This is a genomic window from Allobosea sp. NPDC055594, assembly GCF_053618995.1.
The window spans coordinates 130,329-148,084 of the sequence record NZ_JBSHIO010000006.1 but is presented as its reverse complement, the minus strand read 5'-3'; the positions used below and the strand labels follow the sequence as shown (position 1 = coordinate 148,084).

Here is a 17,756-nt window from a genome sequence, read left to right as displayed (position 1 = left end):
GAGGGCGGCCTTCCGTCAGTCCTCAGGCACGTTCCCGGGGCGGCGCCTGAGCCAGCCGAGCACGCGCAGCGACGCCTTCAATGCGAGCGGCGAGGCCTTGATTCGCCGCTTCAGTGCTCGCTTGAAGCGGCTGAAGCCGGCATAGGCTCGGCCTTTGCCGGTCAAAGGCAGGAAGGTGTCGACGAGGTCGTCGCGATCATCGCAGATCGTCGTCTTGTAGCGGGCTTCGCCGACGCCGAGGTCGAACATCGTCAGACCGTCCCGGCATTTGCGCTTGATCAGTTCGACCAGCAGCAATTCGCCGGGACTGGTGCGTGCGGCCGCGGTGTCGAGGTCGAAGGAGGTCGCCATTCCGGAGAAGCGCGAGCCCTGCACGGCACCGACATAGGTCGCGACCGAGAGCCCGTCGAGATCCAGCGAATAGAGCTCGACCACCGGCGGCCTGCCGGGCGAACCGAACGCGGCCTGGCGCAGGAATGCCCGGATCGCCGGGTCGGCAAATGGGTCCGGCAGGCGCAATTGTGCGAAGCGCGCTGCCTTCTGGGCCAGGAAGGCATCGAGCACACGCTCGACCGTCGGTTCATCCTGCGCCTGCACCAGTTCGGACGGGCCGAATTCGGCGAAGCGGTTGCGCTTGGTGGTCAGCTTCTTGCGGGCATGCTTGCTCATCGAGCGGCGCAAGGTGCCGTCGCAGTCGTTCGGCTGGAGGGCGAGCTTGTAGGCGGGGCTCGGGCTCGCACCGGCGGCGAGCCTGGCTGTCGGGTTGTGGATGCCCTGCCAATGGGTCGGCTGGTTGACGAAGACGAAGGCGTCGATCCCGCCGATGGCTGCGCCGATCTCCGACAGCAGCAGCCGCGTCATGTCGGCGTCGAGGGCCTCGGCGAAGTCCGGGCGGTAGATCCCCATATGGTAGTTGGCGTGCTTGCCGCCGATGAACTCGGCGAAGCGGGTGCCGTGCCGGCGCGTGATCACCAGTGGCAGCAAGGCGAGGGCTTTACCCTCGCCATCGCAGACGCGGACGAAGCGGAAGCTCATCGCGCTGGCGCGGCCGACCGTCTCGATGAAGGGGCGGATCCAGTCATAGGCCTGATAGGGCGTGGTCAGGCCGGTGGCTTCGAGAAGGCGCCAATCGGCCTCGGGCTCGCCAACTTCGCTGCTGACGCAGATCCGGCTCCAGCCGCGAATGCCCGTCTGCTGTGAGACAGCGTCGGCCGGCAGCTCCGATGCGCTTGCGGCGAGGGCAGACATTCCGCGATCAGGCTCCTGTTTTCGCCGCGACGTCCTTCCTTAACCCGGCATTGTGAACGGAGCTGCCACTGTGCGGGCGTTGCATCCTGCGATTGCCGAATAGCGTTAGCGATCGGTTGAATCGGGCACGTCGATGAGCCGGAAGAATCTGGAAACCGCATGAGCTGGCGTCACAAGGCTTTTTCCGCCGCCTTCAAGGCGATCGCGCTGACCGGCGCCGATCGCTGGGGCCGGGGGCTCGCCCAAGGGCGGGGCGCGGTGCTGATGCTGCATCATGTCCGTCCGGCCCGGAACGGCGGTTTCCAGCCCAATCGCCTGCTCGAGATCACGTCCGGCTTCCTCGACCGCGCCATCAGGCTGATCCGGGCCGAGGGCTACGACATCGTCCCGCTCGACGAGGTTCCGGCACGGCTCGCCGATCCCAGGCCCGGTCGCTTCTTCGTCGCCCTGACTTTCGACGACGGCTATCGCGACAATCTCGATCATGCCTGGCCGGTGCTGGCCAGGCATCAGGCGCCCTGGACGCTCTTTGTGACGCCGGGCTTCGCCGAGCGCACGGCGCGGCTCTGGTGGCTGGAGCTGGAGGAGGCGATCCGCGCCTTGCCGCAGGTCGCGCTCGATTTGCCCGATGACCGCTTCAGTGCGCCCGCCGGCACCGACGCCGAGAAGCAGAAGGCCTTCGACCAGCTCTACTGGCGCCTGCGCAAGGGGCCGGAGGCGAGCCTGCTATCGGCGATCGCTGATCTTTCGCGGCAGGCCGGCGTCGACCCGGTCGCGCTGGTCGAGCGCGAATGCCTGCCGCTGGAGACGCTGCGGGCGCTCGCCGGCGCACCCGGCGTCACCCTCGGCGCCCATACGATGAGCCATCCGATGTTGGCGAAGCACCCGGAGGAGGTGGCGCGGCGCGAGATCGTCGCGAGCAAGGCCTGGTTGGAGGAGAAGCTCGGCCTTTCGATCCGCCATTTCGCCTATCCGGTCGGCGACCCCGGCTCGGCCGGCCCGTGCGAATTCGCCCTGGCGAAGGAGGCCGGTTTCGCCAGCGCCGTGACGACGCGACCGGGACACCTCTTCCCCGAACATGCGGAGCACCTCTACGCGCTGCCGCGCGTCTCGCTCAACGGGCTGCACCAGAACGAGGCGGCGCTCAGGGCGCTGCTGTCGGGGCTACCATTCCTGCTCTGGAACCGGGGCCGGAAGCTGAATGTCGATTGAGCGGCGTAATGCCCGGGCCTGCCCCGGGCCTCTCCAGCCGAAGCTTCCCCGCTCTGCGCTGCGCTCCGGCCAGGAGGCGATCTAGCCGTCCTTGCGCTCCATCCACTTGATCAGTGGCAGCAGCGGCAGGACCCAGGCGAGGCCGAGCACGATATACACGATGGTCTGCACCGGCTTCGAGGCTTCGGTGACGCGTCCCTGCGCCAGGGCCATGGCGATGAGCGCGTAGACGCAGACAAAGACCAGGATCACCACCGTGCCGACGAGCTTGCGATGGCTTTGGGTCATGGGATCTGCTTTCCGGCTGCGGCATTGCGGGCGTTGTTCGGGCTTGCCCGCCGGACTATCTGTCACCCGACGCCGCGCTTGTGAAGCGCATTCCGGCCTTTCACCTGCGACCCGAGGTCCCGCTTCCGTGACGATCGCGCTCGAACATCCCCGGCTGGCCGCCGCCGCTTCCGGTCATCCGGGCATCCGCCGCTGGCTCTGGGCTACCGCCTTCCTGGTCTTCGTGATGATCGTCGTCGGCGGCGCGACGCGCCTCACCGGTTCCGGGCTCTCGATCACCGAATGGCGCCCGGTGACCGGCGCATTGCCGCCGCTCACCGATGCCGCCTGGGCGCTCGAATTCGACAAGTACCGCGCCAGTCCGCAATATCAGCTGCTGAACGTCGGCATGGCTCTGGCCGATTTCAAGTTCATCTACTGGTGGGAATGGGGTCACCGCCAGCTCGGCCGCTTCATCGGCCTGTTCTATCTCGCCGGCTTTTTCGTGGTGGCGCTGCGCCGCCTGCTGCCCTGGCCGCAGGTCGCGCTGCTCTTCGGCATGGGCCTGCTACTCGGCCTGCAGGGCACGATCGGCTGGATCATGGTCGCTTCCGGCCTTGAGCCCGGCATGGTCGCGGTCGCCCCGGTCAAGCTCACCCTGCATCTCACCTTCGCTGGCCTGTTCTTCGCCAGCGTCGTCGCCTACGCCACCTGGCTGACGCCGCTGCGCCGGGTCGAGCCGCGCCGGGGCCGGGCGGGAGCCCGGTTCCTGCTCCTGATGCTCTTCGTCCAGATCGCGCTCGGCGGACTCGTCGCCGGCTCCAAGGCGGGCTTCACCTTCAACACCTGGCCGCTGATGGACGGCGCCCTGATGCCGCCGGCCTCGACGCTGTTCGCCGGCAGCCCGCTCTGGGAGAACTTCGTCGACAACGTCGCGCTGGTGCAGTTCAACCACCGCATCGGCGCCTATCTGCTGTTGGCGCTGGCGCTCTGGCACCTGTTCGCGTTGCGCCGCGCCGCTCCCGGTTCCGGCGGCACCAAGCGCGCCGGCGCGATCACCGGCCTCGTGCTGGCGCAGTCGGCGCTGGGGATCGTGACCTTGCTGCTGGTGGTGCCGCTCTGGGCGGGGCTCGCCCATCAGGCGCTGGGCTTCGCCGTGCTGGCGATGGGCGTGGTTCATGTCACCCGCACCGAGCAGGGCCTGCGTCCGGAAGGCGCCTGACCCGCCTGTCAGGCCTGCCGCGGCAGGGGAGGTCCCACTCTGAACGCGCTTTGTGAGCGGAAATGAAAATGGCCGGCGCGAGGCCGGCCATCCCTAGGTCGGTTTCGTCGTCCCGGCTCAGGCGAGCGCCTGCTCCAGATCGGCGATGATGTCCTCGACATCCTCGAGGCCGATCGAGAGGCGCACCACCTCCGGCCCGGCGCCCGAGGCCGTCTTCTGCGCGTCGCTGAGCTGGCGGTGCGTCGTCGAGGCCGGGTGGATCACCAGCGAGCGGGTGTCGCCGATATTGGCGAGGTGCGAGAACAGCTTGAGGTTCGAGACCAGCTTGACGCCGGCGTCATAGCCGCCCTTCAGGCCGAAGGTGAAGACCGCGCCGGCGCCCTTGGGGCAATAGCGCTGGGCGAGGGCATGGTACTTGTTGGCGGGCAGGCCGGCATAGTTGACCCATGCCACCGCCGGATGCTGGGCGAGGTGCGTCGCGACCTTCAGCGTGTTCTCGCAATGCCGCTGCATGCGCAGCGGCAGGGTCTCGATGCCGGTCAGGATCATGAAGGCGTTGAAGGGCGAGAGGGCCGGGCCCATGTCGCGCAGGCCGAGCACGCGGGTCGCGATCGCGAAGGCGAAATTGCCGAAGGTCTCGCCCAGCACCATGCCGTTATATTCCGGCCGCGGCTTGGAGAGCATTGGATAGCGCTCGTCGCCGACCCAGTTGAACGAGCCGCCGTCGACGATCAGGCCGCCGATCGAGTTGCCATGGCCGCCGAGGAACTTGGTCGCCGAATGCACCACGATGTCGGCGCCGTGCTCGAAGGGGCGGATGAGATAGGGGCTCGCCATCGTGTTGTCGACGATGAACGGGATGTTGTGCTTCTTGGCGATCGCCGCGATCCCGGCGAGGTCGACGATGACGCCGCCCGGATTGGCGATCGACTCGACGAAGATCGCCTTGGTCTTCGGCGTCACCGCCGCGGCGAAGGCTTCGAGATCGTCGGAATCGGCCCAGATCACGTTCCAGCCGAAATTCTTGTAGGAGTGGTTGAACTGGTTGATCGAGCCGCCATAGAGCTTCCTGGCCGCGACGAACTCGTCGCCGGGCTGCAGCAGAGCGTGGAAGCAGAGGAACTCGGCGGCATGGCCCGAGGCGACGGCGAGCGCCGCGGTGCCGCCTTCCAGCGCCGCGACGCGCTCCTCGAGCACGGCATTGGTCGGGTTGCCGATGCGGCTGTAGATGTTGCCGAAGGCCTGCAGGCCGAACAGGGAGGCGGCGTGGTCAACATCGTCGAAGACGAAGCTGCTGGTCTGGTAGATCGGCGTCGCGCGTGCGCCGGTCGCCGCGTCGGGGGCTGCGCCGGCATGGATGGCGAGCGTGTTGAAACCCGGAATGCGATCGGTCATGGCGTGCTCCCTGCAAAATTCTGTCTTCGAACAAGTCGTTCGATTTAAAGAACGCTCTCGTCGCCGTCAATTCGGATGCCGGCGGGCTGCAGGCGCGACGCGCCGAGCTTGATGCCGGTCTTCAGCACCAGCTCGCTCGCCCGGGACGAGTTGGGAGGCAGGCCGCAACGTGCACCGCCTTCAAGCCGGTGCGGCCGAGATGAAGTTATGTCCCCGGCCGGTTGATTGTCAGTTTCTGGAAGCCCTTGCCGGCGAGCGCCGGCTTCTTCGACGAGAGGATGCGCGAATTGATGCCTTGCCAGCCGATCTCGCCGGAGAGCCGGCCATATTCGATCTTCGGGCAGCGGTTCATGATTACTGTGAGGCCCTTCGCCTCGGCCCGGGCGGCGGCCTCGTCATTGCGCACCGAGAGCTGCATCCAGATCACTTTCGGCAGCGGATCGAGCGTCAGCGCCTCGTCGGTGATCGGGCCGGCGGCTTCCGAGTTGCGGAAGATCTCGACCATGTCGACCGGGCCGGGAATGTCCTTCAGCGAGCCGTAGACGGCCCTACCGAGCAGGGTCTGGCCGGCGAGGCCGGGATTGACCGGGATCACCTCATAGCCGCGGTCGAGCAGGTACTTGGTGACGATCCAGCTCGGGCGCGCCTCGTTGGCGGAGGCGCCGACCAATGCGATGCGCTTCACGCTCTTCAGGATGTCGCGGATCAGGCTGTCGGCGTAGGATTCGTGGTCCATTGTCTCGTCATTCTCGGTCGAAACAGGGTGCAAGGCCCGCGAAGTCCGGGGGTCGGCGGATAGCGGTCATCGGCGAGGCGGGTCAAGCCCGGCCGGCGCGCGCCAAGGCGATCATCGCTCCCAAACTGGCGGCCGTTTCTCGATGAAGGCGCCGATGCCTTCCTCGGCGTCGCGCGCCAGCATGTTTTCGACCATCACGGCGCTGGCATGGTCATAGGCCGCCTTCAACCCCATTTCGCGCTGCTCATAGAAGGTGCGCTTGCCGGTCTTCACCGTCGCCGCGGATTTCGAGGCGATGATCGCGGCAAGCGCCTGGCCCCCCGCCAGCGCCTCGCCGGCCGGGACGACGCGGTTGACCAGCCCCATCCGTGCGGCATCCTGCGCCGGGACCATCTCGCCGAGCAGCAGCATCTCCATGGCGTGCTTGGCCGAGAGGTTGCGCGACAGCGCCACCATCGGCGTCGAGCAGAACAGGCCGATATGGACGCCGGGCGTGCTGAAGCGCGCTTCCGCACCGGCGACAGCGAGGTCGCAACTGGCGACGAGCTGGCAGCCGGCCGCGGTCGCCGTGCCCTCGACGGCGGCGATGACCGGCTGGGGCAGGGCGGTGATCTGCTGCATCACCCGCGAGCAGCGCCCGAGAATGTCGGCGAAATAGGCGCGGCCGCGATCCGGATCGGCGCGCCGCGCACTCATCTCCTTGAGATCGTGCCCTGCGGAGAAGACCGGGCCGGCGGCGGTCAGCACCACGGCGCGGATGCTGCGGTCGGCGGCGATGGTGGTGAAGCTCTCGGCGAGCGCTGCCAGCATCGCTTCGCTCAGCGGATTGCGGGCCTGCGGCCGGTTCAGCGTCAGCGTGGCGATGCCGTCGGCATCCTGGCGGAGCAGAACCGGCGCGGCCTCGGGCCGGATATGGGCGTTCATGGCATGGGCCTTTCGATGTTCCGCCTATTGTCGGAGTGCGGCGGCCATGCTGCAAGGGGCGTAGCGTCCTGCCAGCTTTCGGTTTTCCGCACGATGACGACACGCATGAGCGCCTCCGAGATCGAGGCCTATCTCGATCGGATCTTTCCGCAGCTCCACTATGGCGGGCGGACTTATTTCGTCGAGGAGGTCGGGCCGCTCAGCGCCCGCATGCGCTGCGACTATCATGAGCGGCATCTGCGGCCGGGCGGCACGATTTCCGGCCCGACCATGATGGCGCTGGCCGATCTCGCGCTCTATGTCGCGATCCTCGCCCAGATCGGCCCGGTCGCCCTCGCGGTGACCACCAGCCTGAACTACAACTTCCTGCGCAAGCCCGGCCAGGCGGCGCTGATCGCCGAGGCGAGGCTCCTCAAGCTCGGCAAGCGGCTCGCCATTGGCGAGGTCTCCCTCTACTCGCAGGGCGAGAGCGAGATCGTCTGCCACGCCACCGGCACCTATTCGATCCCGAGCTAGCGCTGACTTGGCGCCATTCTCGGGCGGAGCGCAGCGGAGATCCGGCAATCTCCTGACCGGATCTCGCTGGTTGCAGAGATGGTCCGGTCAAGCTCGGTCATGACGCTGAGGCATTGAGTGCGGTATCTAAATACCGTTTCCGGCACTGCGCTGAAAACAATGTCTTTTTTGGCTGATATCGGCGTTATCGCCGCTTGACATGGCGAGGCTTGCCGCCTATCCACCGCCCCACACCGCCGCCGGCCTTCCGGCGGCTTGTCCTTTTTCAAGCAGCCGAAGGGTGCCGCGATGAAGACCATCTCGCTCAAGCCCGCCGATGTCGAAAAGAAGTGGGTTGTGATCGATGCCTCCGGGCTCGTCGTCGGCCGTCTCGCCTCCGTGGTGGCGATGCGTCTGCGCGGCAAGCACAAGGCCGCCTACACCCCGCATGTCGACTGCGGCGACAACATCATCGTCATCAACGCCGAGAAGGTGGTTCTGACCGGGCGCAAGCGCGAGCAGAAGAACTACTATCACCACACCGGCTATCCGGGTGGCATCAAGGAGCGCTCGGCGCGCTTCATCCTCGAGGGTCGCTTCCCGGAGCGCATCGTCGAGAAGGCGGTCGAGCGCATGCTGCCGCGCGGCCCGCTGTTCCGCCAGATCCTCGGGAACCTGCGTGTCTACAAGGGTTCGGAGCATCCGCACGCCGCCCAGTCGCCTGAGGCCCTCGACGTCTCGGCGCTCAACCGCAAGAATGCGAGGGTCTGACGATGGCCGAAGTCCTGCAGTCGCTCGATCAGCTCGGCCAGGTCGCCAAGGGCACCCAGCCCGAGGCTCCTGTGCACGTCAAGAAGGTCGACGCCCATGGCCGCGCCTATGCCACCGGCAAGCGCAAGAACGCCATCGCCCGCGTCTGGCTGAAGCCCGGTACCGGCAAGATCACGGTCAACACCCGTGATCAGGAAGTCTATTTCGCCCGCCCGGTGCTGCGGATGATCCTGCAGCAGCCGCTGCAGATCGTCGATCGCCTGACCCAGTACGACGTCGTCGTCACGGTCAAGGGCGGCGGCCTCTCCGGCCAGGCCGGCGCGGTGCGCCACGGCATCTCCAAGGCTCTGACCCATTACGAGCCTGAGCTGCGCGGCCCGCTCAAGAAGGAAGGCTTCCTGACCCGCGACGCGCGCGTCGTCGAGCGCAAGAAGTTCGGCCGGGCCAAGGCTCGCCGCAGCTTCCAGTTCTCGAAGCGCTAATTACACTCTTCAAAAGAGTCTACAAATCAGGGGGTTGGCAGAAATGCCAACCCCCTTTTTTCATTGACACAACCTTGGCAACGGCTTGACGTGTCAGAGATTCCAGTCTCAGTTTTTGACGTCTACCGGACATGATCCGTTAGGGGTGAGGCTGGGATGGCTTATGAAAACAAGCATGTGCTCCGGGACGGGCGCATCGTCCTATACACGCGTAATGGGGGCGGAATTTATCATGTGCGCCTATCGGTTGAGGGCGTCTCTGACTATGTGGTGAAGTCCACCAAGCATCGGTCATTGGATCGGGCTCGCGAGTTTGCCGAAGACCTCTATGACGACCTCCGGTACAAGGTCCGCCATGGGGAGGAGATTGGCGCCCATTCGTTTCGAACCATTTGGGATCGCTGGCTTAAGGCGCATCAAGATTCGCTGTCTTTGCACCGCAAGCGGTACATCACAGGAACGGCAACGCGTTACCTGTTGCCGTTCTTGGGTCAGAAGGTGGTTGGAGAAATCAACGACAAACTGATTGCGCAGTATTGGACATGGCGCATCAGCTATTGGCGTTCGGAGGAAGGCGAGGCGAAAATCGCAAAGGCCTCCAGGTCGCGCACCACTGCAAAGCGTCCTTACAAGCAGAAGCTTGGAAATGTCGCTAAAACGCCATCTCAGAAAACGCTCGATATGGAGCGCACTGTGCTCGGGCAAGTTCTAGGCTGGGCGCATCGAAATGGCATGATCAATCGCCTTCCAGAGCTAAAGCCCCCAAGAATCAAGACGGGCAGGGGGGTTGAAAGGCGGCCTGCATTCGAGTTGGAAGAATGGAAGTCGCTATATCGGTTTCTCCGCGAGTGGGTGCGAGAAGGGGCTCCGCAGGACGGAATTTCCGCGAGGAAGGGCCCGCATGAGCTTCACCGGTGGCAGCGCGAGCTTCTGCGAAACTACGTCGTCTTTATGTGTTCAAGCGGCCTGCGACCTAACGAGGCGCGGCAGTTAAGGTGGCGTGACGTCACGAACCATCAGGATGCCAAGGGCAACGCCAATGTCATCTTGCATATCGCGCCCGACACGAAAACGGGTGCGCGTGAGTGTGTGCCCTTGAGGAATGTGCCGATGCTTCTTGAGCGGCTCAAAGCAAGTTCGAACCATACTCAGCCTGATGATTTAATATTCTGCAATCAAAAGGGCGAGGCTGTCGATAATTTTGGAAAGACTTTTAAATCAATTCTAAAAAAAATAGGCATACTGAAGAGCCGGTTTGGAAAGGATAGAACAATATACAGTCTGAGGCACACGTATGCTACGTTTAGAATACGATATGGCGGATTAGAATTCGATGATTTAGCTTCGAATATGGGGACTTCGCCGACGATTTTATTTAGGCACTACCGACATATTCCGAACCCCGACATAGCGGACAAGTTGGGTGGAAAGCTTCATGCCGACCAAAGCAGAAAAGGCTTATACCTTTAATTGTCTCTGAGTTACCTTTCTGCCATGTTGAACAAAGTGATGGGGCGTTATCAATTATTGCCTGTCGGGGGGAAAAATGAAGATTTTTAGACTTCTGTCACTTGCCATTGTTCCTTCTTTTCTGCTTGGGGCGCCGTCTTATTCGCAGGAGATTACCCCCATCGTCGGCAACTGGGTCGGAAAAGGCGTAAGCTGCAAAGCCATCAAGGACTCGTCCGATGAGAGAATTCTCATGATTCGGAAGAATGAAGTCGAGTCTTATGAAGCTAGTTGTCGGATTCGGTCTGTAAAAAAGACAGGTTCATCGTTCGCTTTAAGCACTATATGCGAAGCGGAGGGAGAAACGGAGCGACGTAACATCGATATTGAACAAATATCTAGAAACGAAATCAAAGTAAAAGGCGGGTTCGATTATGTTCGTTGCCCGTAAAGCTGCCTTAATCGTGGCCTGTGTTGCTACGTCGGCGACGCATGCGGCAAATGAACCTCGTTACATCGCAGGTGGCGGTAGGCAGGGTTTCTACTGGGAGGCGTTCTTACTGAGCGACGAGAGTGCGGGCGTTGGGGCCATTCGCGATGTCAAAGTCTCGTTTATTACGAACGAGGGCCTAGCAAGGGACGTCGAGTTTCTGGCGAACTGCAATCCGGGCAATCCGCACGTCGTTGATCAAGCTGACAGAAAGACGGAAATCTCTCTTGGCGGGCGGCCGTCGCAGGCGGAAGTTCTGCCTTATGGAGTTTGGTTCGCGAGCTGCCGAAAGCAGTTTGGGCGCTTCTCAAAGCGCGGCGTGGACGGAAGGCAGCAACTGACTTCCAGCAAGCTGTCGTTCCTCGTCGAGGGGGCTGAGCAGATCGCAGAGGTCCAAGCCGATCCAGGGCTTGCTCCGATGCGAGGGCTGGTTCGGTTGGTGGTTGGGCGCGCAACACCGGCAGAGACGATGTTTGTCTACTGTTCGGATAGCGTGCCTACCGTCTACTGGCCCCAGAAATCAAAGACGGTCGAGATATCGGATGCGGACGAAGAGAAGCAGAGAAAGGGGCAGAAGCTGGTAGGAGAAGCGCTCGCGGTCTGGCGAGCCGTTTGCGTGCCTCCAAGCTCTGATCCTGTGAGGCCACCGGTGGAAGCACCCAGCGTCGCAAGCCCTAAAGCTTCGAGTAGGGAGAAGGTGGCAAGCCCTATTCCAAGTGCACTAAAGCCAGAAAAACCATCACCATCAGATTCGTCTGAGCAATCTAGCTCCGAACGGCTAAAAAAAGGTGCCGTTGAGGGTGAGGTAAATGCAGTAAAGACTCTGTATCAGTTGTATATGTTTCGAACAAAGATATGCAATATTATCAAGGAATATGCAGATAGCCCGGTGGAAGTGAAGAGGGCTATGGCTGAAGTTGATAAAACTGTCAAAACAAGGGGAATAGATACTGATACGATTTGGAAAGAGGCGGCAAGCACCCTGTACGATGCCGATTTTGGTCCGCAGCTGAAAATGATTGAGAGCGTTGATTCAATGGGCGGGTTTAGCCTTCCCAGCGACAGACGGAAGGCTGCGCCGAGCTGTGCACGCGCATCTGCGATGGTTAAATCGGGGGCGGAGGCCATCCTAAGCGCGATGGGCAATGGCCCAGCCGCCAGTCAACTCAAGAAGGATTTTTGAGGTTTGGCTGGTGTTTAATTGAGTTCGATGACTGCATCGCCATAGCGATTGTGGCGGGCGTGATCAGCGAAGTCACGGCTTGCAATCGTCGGCCCTCTGCACCGGCGGCTCCTCGCATCCTTCCGGCGGATTCAATCGAGGGTGAGGGGTCTTCGAGGGGCAACCTCGAAGCGAATGCATCGGACAGCAGAGTAGGCACAAGGCATGGAGCAGAGGAACTCTCTGCTCCATGCGTTCACGGGTCACGCGCGCCTTGCCGCTTTAGCTCAACGATTTCGTGAAGCGCCTGCAAAAGCTGCCCCTGATTTACACGCTGAACCGGTGCGGAATGAGACTGCCTATCTGTAGATGCGGCCGACCCGTAAGCAGATTCAAGGTCGATATCCGTAACAATCTGCTTGCGGTTTGAGGATTTTCTCAGTTGTGCTCGATCTATTTCATAGTCGATATATAATTGTGCAATCTCTCTAACCTCATGAATATTCGATATTGGTCTAAGTTCTGCTCTTGTTCCTTCTTCGAATCCAAGTCTCTGGTATAAAGGATAATTGTAATTCCTTAGATTTGCTGTACCAAACGGTGTTGAAGCAGACATGACGAGAAGAGAGTATCCTTCTTGTCCGCGAACTGCTTCGTCGAAAAAATATCTAAGGTCTTGTAAAAATCCTTGTACCTTCGATGAGCTAAAGCTTCCGGAAAAAAGGGTCTCAATTTCATCGATGCACAGCATTACGCCTTCAATAAGGTCTTTTTTTCTTGCGAGCGAAAACAGTTCGGCAACAAAGCGCGTCATCATCGCCGCGCTTCCCAATCTTGAGAATACGCCCAGGTAGCGCTTTTCTGTCTGCGAAAGCGGGGCGCCGTTCAGCCATTTCTTAGCGAGATCGCGGAGCGGTTCGAAGCCCATCTTCTGGTCTCGATCCGGAGGAACAAAACCGCCCTGCGTTGACGAATATAGAAGCTCCAACACAGCTCTTAATTCGGGCTGCCGAACGATGCTGAAATCGAAGGGAGATTCGGCGGCTCGAATGATCGCAGTAATTAGATCAAACTCGCCGGCGAGCCTTGCGGTCTCGTCAGCCTCTCGCAAAATTTCACGCAGCACTTGAATAGCCGATGTCGAGCCTGCGAGGACCTCTGCCACCACAAACGGTCGCTTGAGCTGAACGCGATACTCGCGCATCTGGTGCTGACAGTAGCGAAGAAAGTGAGTCTTTCCTCCGCCCGTGCCTCCCATAACTCCGATAGCCCGACGCTGTGGGGCATCGGAGCTGAGTACGTCTCGAACCAAGCCAACGAACTTGTCGCGGGCTTCGACCTGATTATAGAGAACTTGCTCAATGATCGTCCGTGCCGCCGGGAACGGATTCCTCTGAAACCCGTACTGCGCGAAAAAGGGGTCGCCCTGATGACGAGTCTCGGGAACGTTGCCCAAAAGCTCTGCGAGTGAGCTCATTCTTTGACCCTTCCGACTGTCAAAACGGGTCTGCCTCCAATTTCGATCCTGTCCATAGGGACTGGAATCTCGTGTAGGTCGACCAACGATCCCGTCAGGACCTGGTCTATGCTCGATGGCTTACCACCGACGGCATACTGGAATGAATAGCTCGTTGAAAGCCTTCTAGCGTGACGCTGTGCCAAACGCTGTGCGGCCCACGGTGACAGGCGGAAGGTTCGGCATAGCTCCGGCAAAAAATCGGAGATTTTTGCGATGTTGTCACCTGCGACGACGTCGTAGGCCTTTCCAAATGCCTCGACGAACTCATCATCCGAAGGCCGACTTGATCCATCTCGCCAGACAGTTCCATCTGTCCAGCACTGTCCGAGCAGGATTGGATAGCGAACCAAGCGAATGGCGGCCTCGTGGGCTACTGATTCTCGAAGAGCGGCTTCCAACGCTGGGTGAATGTCGTCACGTCCAACAATGCCGCTTTCTCGAATAAGATTTAGCAATAAGCGATATGGTTCAAAGTTTTCAAGCTGTTGGCTTACGCTATCCAAGTCCGACGATCTAATATTGGAATCAAGTCTATCTAGTTCGTCTGTTGGACTTATCCTAACCCCGTCAAACTGAATAATTTTTGATCGTAGCAGTATCTCAAGGCTACGCTGAATGTTCCCCTTTGACCCGCCGTGACGGCTGATTGTGTCTGAAATAAAGGAATCTACAGCAGCTGCTCCCGAGTTATAGATGTGGCCGGCGATCCTTAACGTCGATTGCAGGGAAGCTTGAGGGAGTGACGCCGACGAGAATCCAGCTGCTATTGCAGGTGGTGGGGTGGGGATATCAGCCGATGGCTGGGGCTGGGACGTTGACTCATTTGGCTTGTCGGCAGGCATTGCCTCCTTCGCATCGTCGCCCTCACCAAGAGGTTTGGCCAACGACGATGTAGGATGGCTGAAGCTCTTCAACTCCAAATGCTCCGCCGTCCAGTCCTGTGGCTGCTTCCCAGCCCAGTAGCAGGAGAGTGAAAAGCGCGAAGTGGACTTTTCGGAGGCCGTCAGGCGAACCGCCGAGAATGTATGCGCTAAATCCCATAGCTGAGCCGACAGGGATGCGCCGACGTAGGTTCGAGCCCAAGGGTCGTAGCGGACGTTCAGTATCTCATGCTCGCTAACTGCGGGAACTGGCAGGCATATATAAGGAATGCCCTCGGCTCCGAGCACGCGCGCAAGAAGAACGTCTGAAGTAACGACCAATTGTGTGGTTCTAGTCCGTGAGTTCCGAAAGATCGCATGGACGCCTTCGATAAGCAGACGATCTTCAAGTACATCACCCTCATCCTGGTCGAATCCATTTTTCCCTCCGGCGCGCATATACCGAAGGAGTGACGGGTCGAGTTCGAGAACTTGGTAGCGATGACGATTCCGCTCTAGAAGACCGAGCCCTGCGCTAACCATAGTCCGTGAGCGTAGCGCCTGTGATAAATTGGATGCTCGCGTATTTCGCGCGAGACTTTTCAAATTAGCCTCTCGCTGCTGCATTTGGGTAAGAGACATAACAAAAGGAAGAATCCAGACTGAGCTGCCCCTTAATACTCGAAGAAGCCAATGCAATGTTCCATTGCACAAACTGTTCGTATCTGGTATTAAGATTACGCCTTTTGATTTAATAAGTTCACAAATTTGTATTGCGGTCTGTGTGTTTATATTCGGCGCAAGAATTCCTGTTCTCAAAAAACTCTGCGATAGTATGTCGACGATCTTATCGCCTTGGTTGGAGGTGATTATTTCTCCTGAATTCTCAGATTGTGATAATTTTGATGGCTTTGATTTTGTAATTTCTGTGAATTTTCGATCTATGTCGACCTTCTGTTTGAAATGAAAGTCACTATCATCCAGAAGTGATCCGTCAGACTCAATAGATACAGAAATTATGCGCCTCCACTCATCTTTGCTGAGGTGCGAGGTGTCATTGTACTCAACAAAATATTGACCCGGTGGAAGATCACGATTCTCAGGATGAGAAGAGAACTCCCTTTGAGATAAAAAAACAGTCATTCGAAGCGAATCCAAATTCTATCATCGTTGAACGATTTAAGGAATGATGCCGTTTCCCGGCAGATTGAGCTAACGGCGTCGCTCATTCGAACTTGAATTGGAGTTGAGTAGGAGCCTTTGACGGAGTCCTCTTCTATTTGAAGGGACGTCCATTGCTCCTCAAGCTCGTTCCAAGAGGTACTTTCGACGGCCTCGACAAAGTCGGACAGTCGATACCAAGTTGCTGCGTCGATTCCCGAAAGCGTGGAGACTATTCCGCTAACGGTAACGCCCGCGCCGTCGTCGCCATCGATTTCGAGGTCTCCCACCCAGAAGTCTTCTAGCCTGTCGGTGGGCTTGGGCTCGTCTTGCGATATGACTGCTCTGATGGCCAAATTGACACCCCCCGGGGACCCTCGTCCAGCTCTCGTCAGTATCAAGTTAATTTTGTGCAAGTTGCAAACGCAATAGGCGAGCTCTGACCGTCGTGCGGTTTGTAAAGGTGCTAAAGCACCTTTACAAGCGGATGCTGTTGTGTTACACCTTAACAATGATGATCACGATGGGACGCAGTTGATGGCCGCCTATGGTTATCTGAGGGTCTCAACGGATCGACAGGCCTCAGAAGGCGAGAGTCTTCAGGCGCAACGGCGCTCTGTCGAAGGCTACGCCATGATGCATGGGCTGGTGGTCGAGCGCTTCTTCGTTGAACGAGGGGTTTCGGGAGCCAAGCCGATTGGTGATCGGCTGGAAGGCGCTGCGCTCTTGGCTTCGCTGAAACCGGGTGATGTGGTCATCACTGCCAAGCTTGATCGCATGTTCCGATCCGCGCTGGACGCGCTTGACGTTCTCGGCAAGCTCAAAGAGCGCGGGGTTGGTCTCCATATGATCGATCTCGGCGGAGATGTTACGGGCAACGGCATTTCGCGGCTGGTTTTTACGATCCTATCCGCCGTCGCTGAAGCGGAGCGTGACCGCATAAGGGAGCGGATCGCGGAGGTTAAGAGGGACCAGAGGAGTCGAGGCCGGTATCTCGGAGGCAGTGTGCCTTTTGGGTTCGTTCGTAGTGATGAGGGGGAGCTCATTCCCGATGTCGAGCAGCAATCTGCTGTACGTCTCGCTCTCCAGATGAAGGCTTCGGGTAGTTCTCTTCGCGCAATCGCCGATGCTTTGCGTCAGCGGGGGCACCGCGTGTCGCACGTTTCTGTTTCGCGAATTTTGCGTGACATTGGCGCCTAGTTTTAGCTGTCATGACTATAGAACAAGTGGTCATGCAAAATTATCATGAATTATCATCTCATCTGAGTGATGAATATAGATAAATAATAATGAAAGGAGTTTGGTGAAATATTGAGTGATAGTATTATTGATTTAAAACATGATTGCAAACTGGAGTACATCAGTTCGAAATTTTACAATGTATATAATAATAGTCAAAATGTGAATGTTGCAAAATTCATATTAGAGCAGGCTGTTGGTATGCGGCCAAACATAATGATAACCATCAATTCGAAGCGGCTTTCTGATTGGATTTCAACTCGCGATAGAGATGCGGAATCTTACGAGAAACTTTGCAAGGCTGCGGGGATATATCTGAAGTATTTTTTCAAGGTACTGTTGCCAGAAGACGTATTCATGCGAAGTTACGAAGAATGGCCTCCATTTATGGCTTTCTTTGAGAATAGGACGAAATTCGGTCGTAGTTGTTATGGTCATTATCATATCTTAGTTTCATTGGATTCTTATCTGGCCAAAATCGCAACTGGCAACGACGTGTTACAGAAAAAATGGCTTTCACTAATCAATTCTACGAATGAAGATGATTATAGCTGTGTATCTATAGATGATGATTATGAAAAGGTTTGCGGGTATTGCGCAAAGCATGCCGGAACTGACGATTCCTTGATTTACTCCTTTGACAACTGGAGTTTAGGAAGAGTAACGGCCCGGAGACCTAGGCTTAAGCGGGTTATCATGGGCAAGCTAAACGATAAAAATGAACCTTCTAGAACAACAGATTCTAGAGGAGTGAATCTTAATGCAAAAATAGGAGAGATTTTTGAAAATAAAGTATATCGTATTAGAGAAATTCGACGCAGACGCAATAATACAGTTAGTTGATGCGCTTGATTTAAGATGTGATCCTTATCTGGCAGCTGTGATAAGGCAATCAGTTTCGAAGGGATATAGAATTTCAGGTGGAAGAGAAGTTCAAGAAAAAATATGTAATGCAATCGATATAGTAGAGGATGATTAAATATCGAAAATGAAAAGAATAACAATTTCAATAGGTGAAGGTATATTAAAATTAATAGAATTTGATGCAGGTAATTCGGCTCGTTCAAAGGCGTTTATCATAAGGCAAATCATCAAGAAATTCTATAGTAGTGGAAGCGATAAAA

The 17,756-nt window shown here is 58.4% G+C and carries 16 protein-coding genes; 9 read left to right on the top strand and 7 right to left on the bottom strand.

Annotated elements, in window-relative coordinates; translation table 11 throughout:
- Positions 1 to 15: 15 nt before the first annotated feature.
- Positions 16 to 1,248 (bottom strand): GNAT family N-acetyltransferase, encoded by a 1,233-nt coding sequence (locus ACWGRX_RS14235; protein ID WP_452118066.1) that lies wholly within the window; start codon positions 1,246 to 1,248, stop codon positions 16 to 18.
- 159 nt (positions 1,249 to 1,407) lie between these two features.
- Between ACWGRX_RS14235 and ACWGRX_RS14230 the strand changes: the two genes are divergently transcribed.
- The gene (locus tag ACWGRX_RS14230) at positions 1,408 to 2,460 is read left to right on the top strand and encodes a polysaccharide deacetylase family protein (RefSeq protein WP_452118065.1); all 1,053 of its coding nucleotides are present in this window, start codon (positions 1,408 to 1,410) and stop codon (positions 2,458 to 2,460) included.
- Positions 2,461 to 2,541: 81 nt separating this feature from the next.
- Here ACWGRX_RS14230 and ACWGRX_RS14225 read toward each other — a convergent pair whose 3' ends face one another.
- A complete protein-coding gene (locus ACWGRX_RS14225; RefSeq protein ID WP_291649874.1) occupies positions 2,542 to 2,748 on the bottom strand; it encodes a DUF2842 domain-containing protein in 207 nt (68 codons plus the stop codon).
- Positions 2,749 to 2,875: 127 nt separating this feature from the next.
- On the opposite strand from ACWGRX_RS14225, the gene ACWGRX_RS14220 reads away from it, so the two are divergent.
- The gene (locus ACWGRX_RS14220; protein ID WP_452118064.1) at positions 2,876 to 3,949 is read left to right on the top strand and encodes a COX15/CtaA family protein; all 1,074 of its coding nucleotides are present in this window, start codon (positions 2,876 to 2,878) and stop codon (positions 3,947 to 3,949) included.
- A gap of 117 nt (positions 3,950 to 4,066) precedes the next feature.
- On the opposite strand, the gene ACWGRX_RS14215 is transcribed toward ACWGRX_RS14220, so the two are convergent.
- The 3 genes from ACWGRX_RS14215 to ACWGRX_RS14205 form a co-directional block, all read right to left on the bottom strand.
- Positions 4,067 to 5,344 carry an O-acetylhomoserine aminocarboxypropyltransferase gene (locus ACWGRX_RS14215; RefSeq protein WP_452118063.1) on the bottom strand — a complete coding sequence of 426 codons (1,278 nt, stop codon included), beginning with the start codon at positions 5,342 to 5,344 and terminating at the stop codon, positions 4,067 to 4,069.
- A gap of 205 nt (positions 5,345 to 5,549) precedes the next feature.
- Positions 5,550 to 6,080: a CoA-binding protein gene (locus tag ACWGRX_RS14210; protein ID WP_452118062.1), complete on the bottom strand. Its 531-nt coding sequence runs from the start codon at positions 6,078 to 6,080 to the stop codon at positions 5,550 to 5,552.
- A 111-nt stretch (positions 6,081 to 6,191) separates the two neighbouring features.
- Positions 6,192 to 7,004, bottom strand: coding sequence for an enoyl-CoA hydratase (locus ACWGRX_RS14205; RefSeq protein ID WP_452118061.1), 813 nt, complete (start codon positions 7,002 to 7,004; stop codon positions 6,192 to 6,194).
- A 105-nt stretch (positions 7,005 to 7,109) separates the two neighbouring features.
- Between ACWGRX_RS14205 and ACWGRX_RS14200 the strand changes: the two genes are divergently transcribed.
- The 5 genes from ACWGRX_RS14200 to ACWGRX_RS14180 all read left to right on the top strand — a co-directional run bounded on the left by ACWGRX_RS14200 (position 7,110) and on the right by ACWGRX_RS14180 (position 11,874).
- Positions 7,110 to 7,520: a PaaI family thioesterase gene (locus ACWGRX_RS14200; protein WP_452118060.1), complete on the top strand. Its 411-nt coding sequence runs from the start codon at positions 7,110 to 7,112 to the stop codon at positions 7,518 to 7,520.
- A 288-nt stretch (positions 7,521 to 7,808) separates the two neighbouring features.
- The gene (gene rplM, locus ACWGRX_RS14195) at positions 7,809 to 8,270 is read left to right on the top strand and encodes a 50S ribosomal protein L13 (RefSeq protein WP_066474843.1); all 462 of its coding nucleotides are present in this window, start codon (positions 7,809 to 7,811) and stop codon (positions 8,268 to 8,270) included.
- 2 nt (positions 8,271 to 8,272) lie between these two features.
- The gene (rpsI, locus tag ACWGRX_RS14190) at positions 8,273 to 8,752 is read left to right on the top strand and encodes a 30S ribosomal protein S9 (protein ID WP_291636425.1); all 480 of its coding nucleotides are present in this window, start codon (positions 8,273 to 8,275) and stop codon (positions 8,750 to 8,752) included.
- Positions 8,753 to 8,908: 156 nt separating this feature from the next.
- Positions 8,909 to 10,222 carry a tyrosine-type recombinase/integrase gene (locus ACWGRX_RS14185; RefSeq protein ID WP_452118059.1) on the top strand — a complete coding sequence of 438 codons (1,314 nt, stop codon included), beginning with the start codon at positions 8,909 to 8,911 and terminating at the stop codon, positions 10,220 to 10,222.
- Between the two features lie 413 nt (positions 10,223 to 10,635).
- Positions 10,636 to 11,874, top strand: a complete 1,239-nt coding sequence (locus tag ACWGRX_RS14180) for a hypothetical protein (RefSeq protein ID WP_452118058.1) — start codon at positions 10,636 to 10,638, stop codon at positions 11,872 to 11,874.
- A 235-nt stretch (positions 11,875 to 12,109) separates the two neighbouring features.
- On the opposite strand, the gene ACWGRX_RS14175 is transcribed toward ACWGRX_RS14180, so the two are convergent.
- Together ACWGRX_RS14175 and ACWGRX_RS14170 are read right to left on the bottom strand one after the other, a co-directional pair.
- Entirely contained in the window at positions 12,110 to 13,330 is a 1,221-nt protein-coding gene (locus ACWGRX_RS14175) for a hypothetical protein (protein ID WP_452118057.1), read from the bottom strand.
- Positions 13,327 to 15,375, bottom strand: a complete 2,049-nt coding sequence (locus ACWGRX_RS14170; protein WP_452118056.1) for a hypothetical protein — start codon at positions 15,373 to 15,375, stop codon at positions 13,327 to 13,329. The genes ACWGRX_RS14175 and ACWGRX_RS14170 overlap by 4 nt, the downstream gene beginning before the upstream one ends.
- A 555-nt stretch (positions 15,376 to 15,930) precedes the next feature.
- Here ACWGRX_RS14170 and ACWGRX_RS14165 point away from each other — a divergent pair.
- On the top strand, positions 15,931 to 16,593 hold the full coding sequence (locus ACWGRX_RS14165; RefSeq protein ID WP_452118055.1) for a recombinase family protein: 663 nt from the start codon (positions 15,931 to 15,933) through the stop codon (positions 16,591 to 16,593).
- Between the two features lie 111 nt (positions 16,594 to 16,704).
- Positions 16,705 to 17,475: a hypothetical protein gene (locus ACWGRX_RS14160; protein WP_452118054.1), complete on the top strand. Its 771-nt coding sequence runs from the start codon at positions 16,705 to 16,707 to the stop codon at positions 17,473 to 17,475.
- Positions 17,476 to 17,756 lie beyond the last annotated feature (281 nt).

Excerpts from the sequence above, each read along its gene's own strand:
- ACWGRX_RS14235 (WP_452118066.1), bottom strand. The coding sequence starts at position 1,248 with ATGTCTGCCCTCGCCGCAAGCGCATCGGAGCTGCCGGCCGACGCTGTC.
- ACWGRX_RS14230 (WP_452118065.1), top strand. The coding sequence starts at position 1,408 with ATGAGCTGGCGTCACAAGGCTTTTTCCGCCGCCTTCAAGGCGATCGCG.
- ACWGRX_RS14225 (WP_291649874.1), bottom strand. The coding sequence starts at position 2,748 with ATGACCCAAAGCCATCGCAAGCTCGTCGGCACGGTGGTGATCCTGGTC.
- ACWGRX_RS14215 (WP_452118063.1), bottom strand. The coding sequence starts at position 5,344 with ATGACCGATCGCATTCCGGGTTTCAACACGCTCGCCATCCATGCCGGC.
- ACWGRX_RS14210 (WP_452118062.1), bottom strand. The coding sequence starts at position 6,080 with ATGGACCACGAATCCTACGCCGACAGCCTGATCCGCGACATCCTGAAG.
- ACWGRX_RS14205 (WP_452118061.1), bottom strand. The coding sequence starts at position 7,004 with ATGAACGCCCATATCCGGCCCGAGGCCGCGCCGGTTCTGCTCCGCCAG.
- ACWGRX_RS14200 (WP_452118060.1), top strand. The coding sequence starts at position 7,110 with ATGAGCGCCTCCGAGATCGAGGCCTATCTCGATCGGATCTTTCCGCAG.
- rplM (WP_066474843.1), top strand. The coding sequence starts at position 7,809 with ATGAAGACCATCTCGCTCAAGCCCGCCGATGTCGAAAAGAAGTGGGTT.
- rpsI (WP_291636425.1), top strand. The coding sequence starts at position 8,273 with ATGGCCGAAGTCCTGCAGTCGCTCGATCAGCTCGGCCAGGTCGCCAAG.
- ACWGRX_RS14185 (WP_452118059.1), top strand. The coding sequence starts at position 8,909 with ATGGCTTATGAAAACAAGCATGTGCTCCGGGACGGGCGCATCGTCCTA.
- ACWGRX_RS14180 (WP_452118058.1), top strand. The coding sequence starts at position 10,636 with ATGTTCGTTGCCCGTAAAGCTGCCTTAATCGTGGCCTGTGTTGCTACG.
- ACWGRX_RS14175 (WP_452118057.1), bottom strand. The coding sequence starts at position 13,330 with ATGAGCTCACTCGCAGAGCTTTTGGGCAACGTTCCCGAGACTCGTCAT.
- ACWGRX_RS14170 (WP_452118056.1), bottom strand. The coding sequence starts at position 15,375 with ATGACTGTTTTTTTATCTCAAAGGGAGTTCTCTTCTCATCCTGAGAAT.
- ACWGRX_RS14165 (WP_452118055.1), top strand. The coding sequence starts at position 15,931 with ATGGCCGCCTATGGTTATCTGAGGGTCTCAACGGATCGACAGGCCTCA.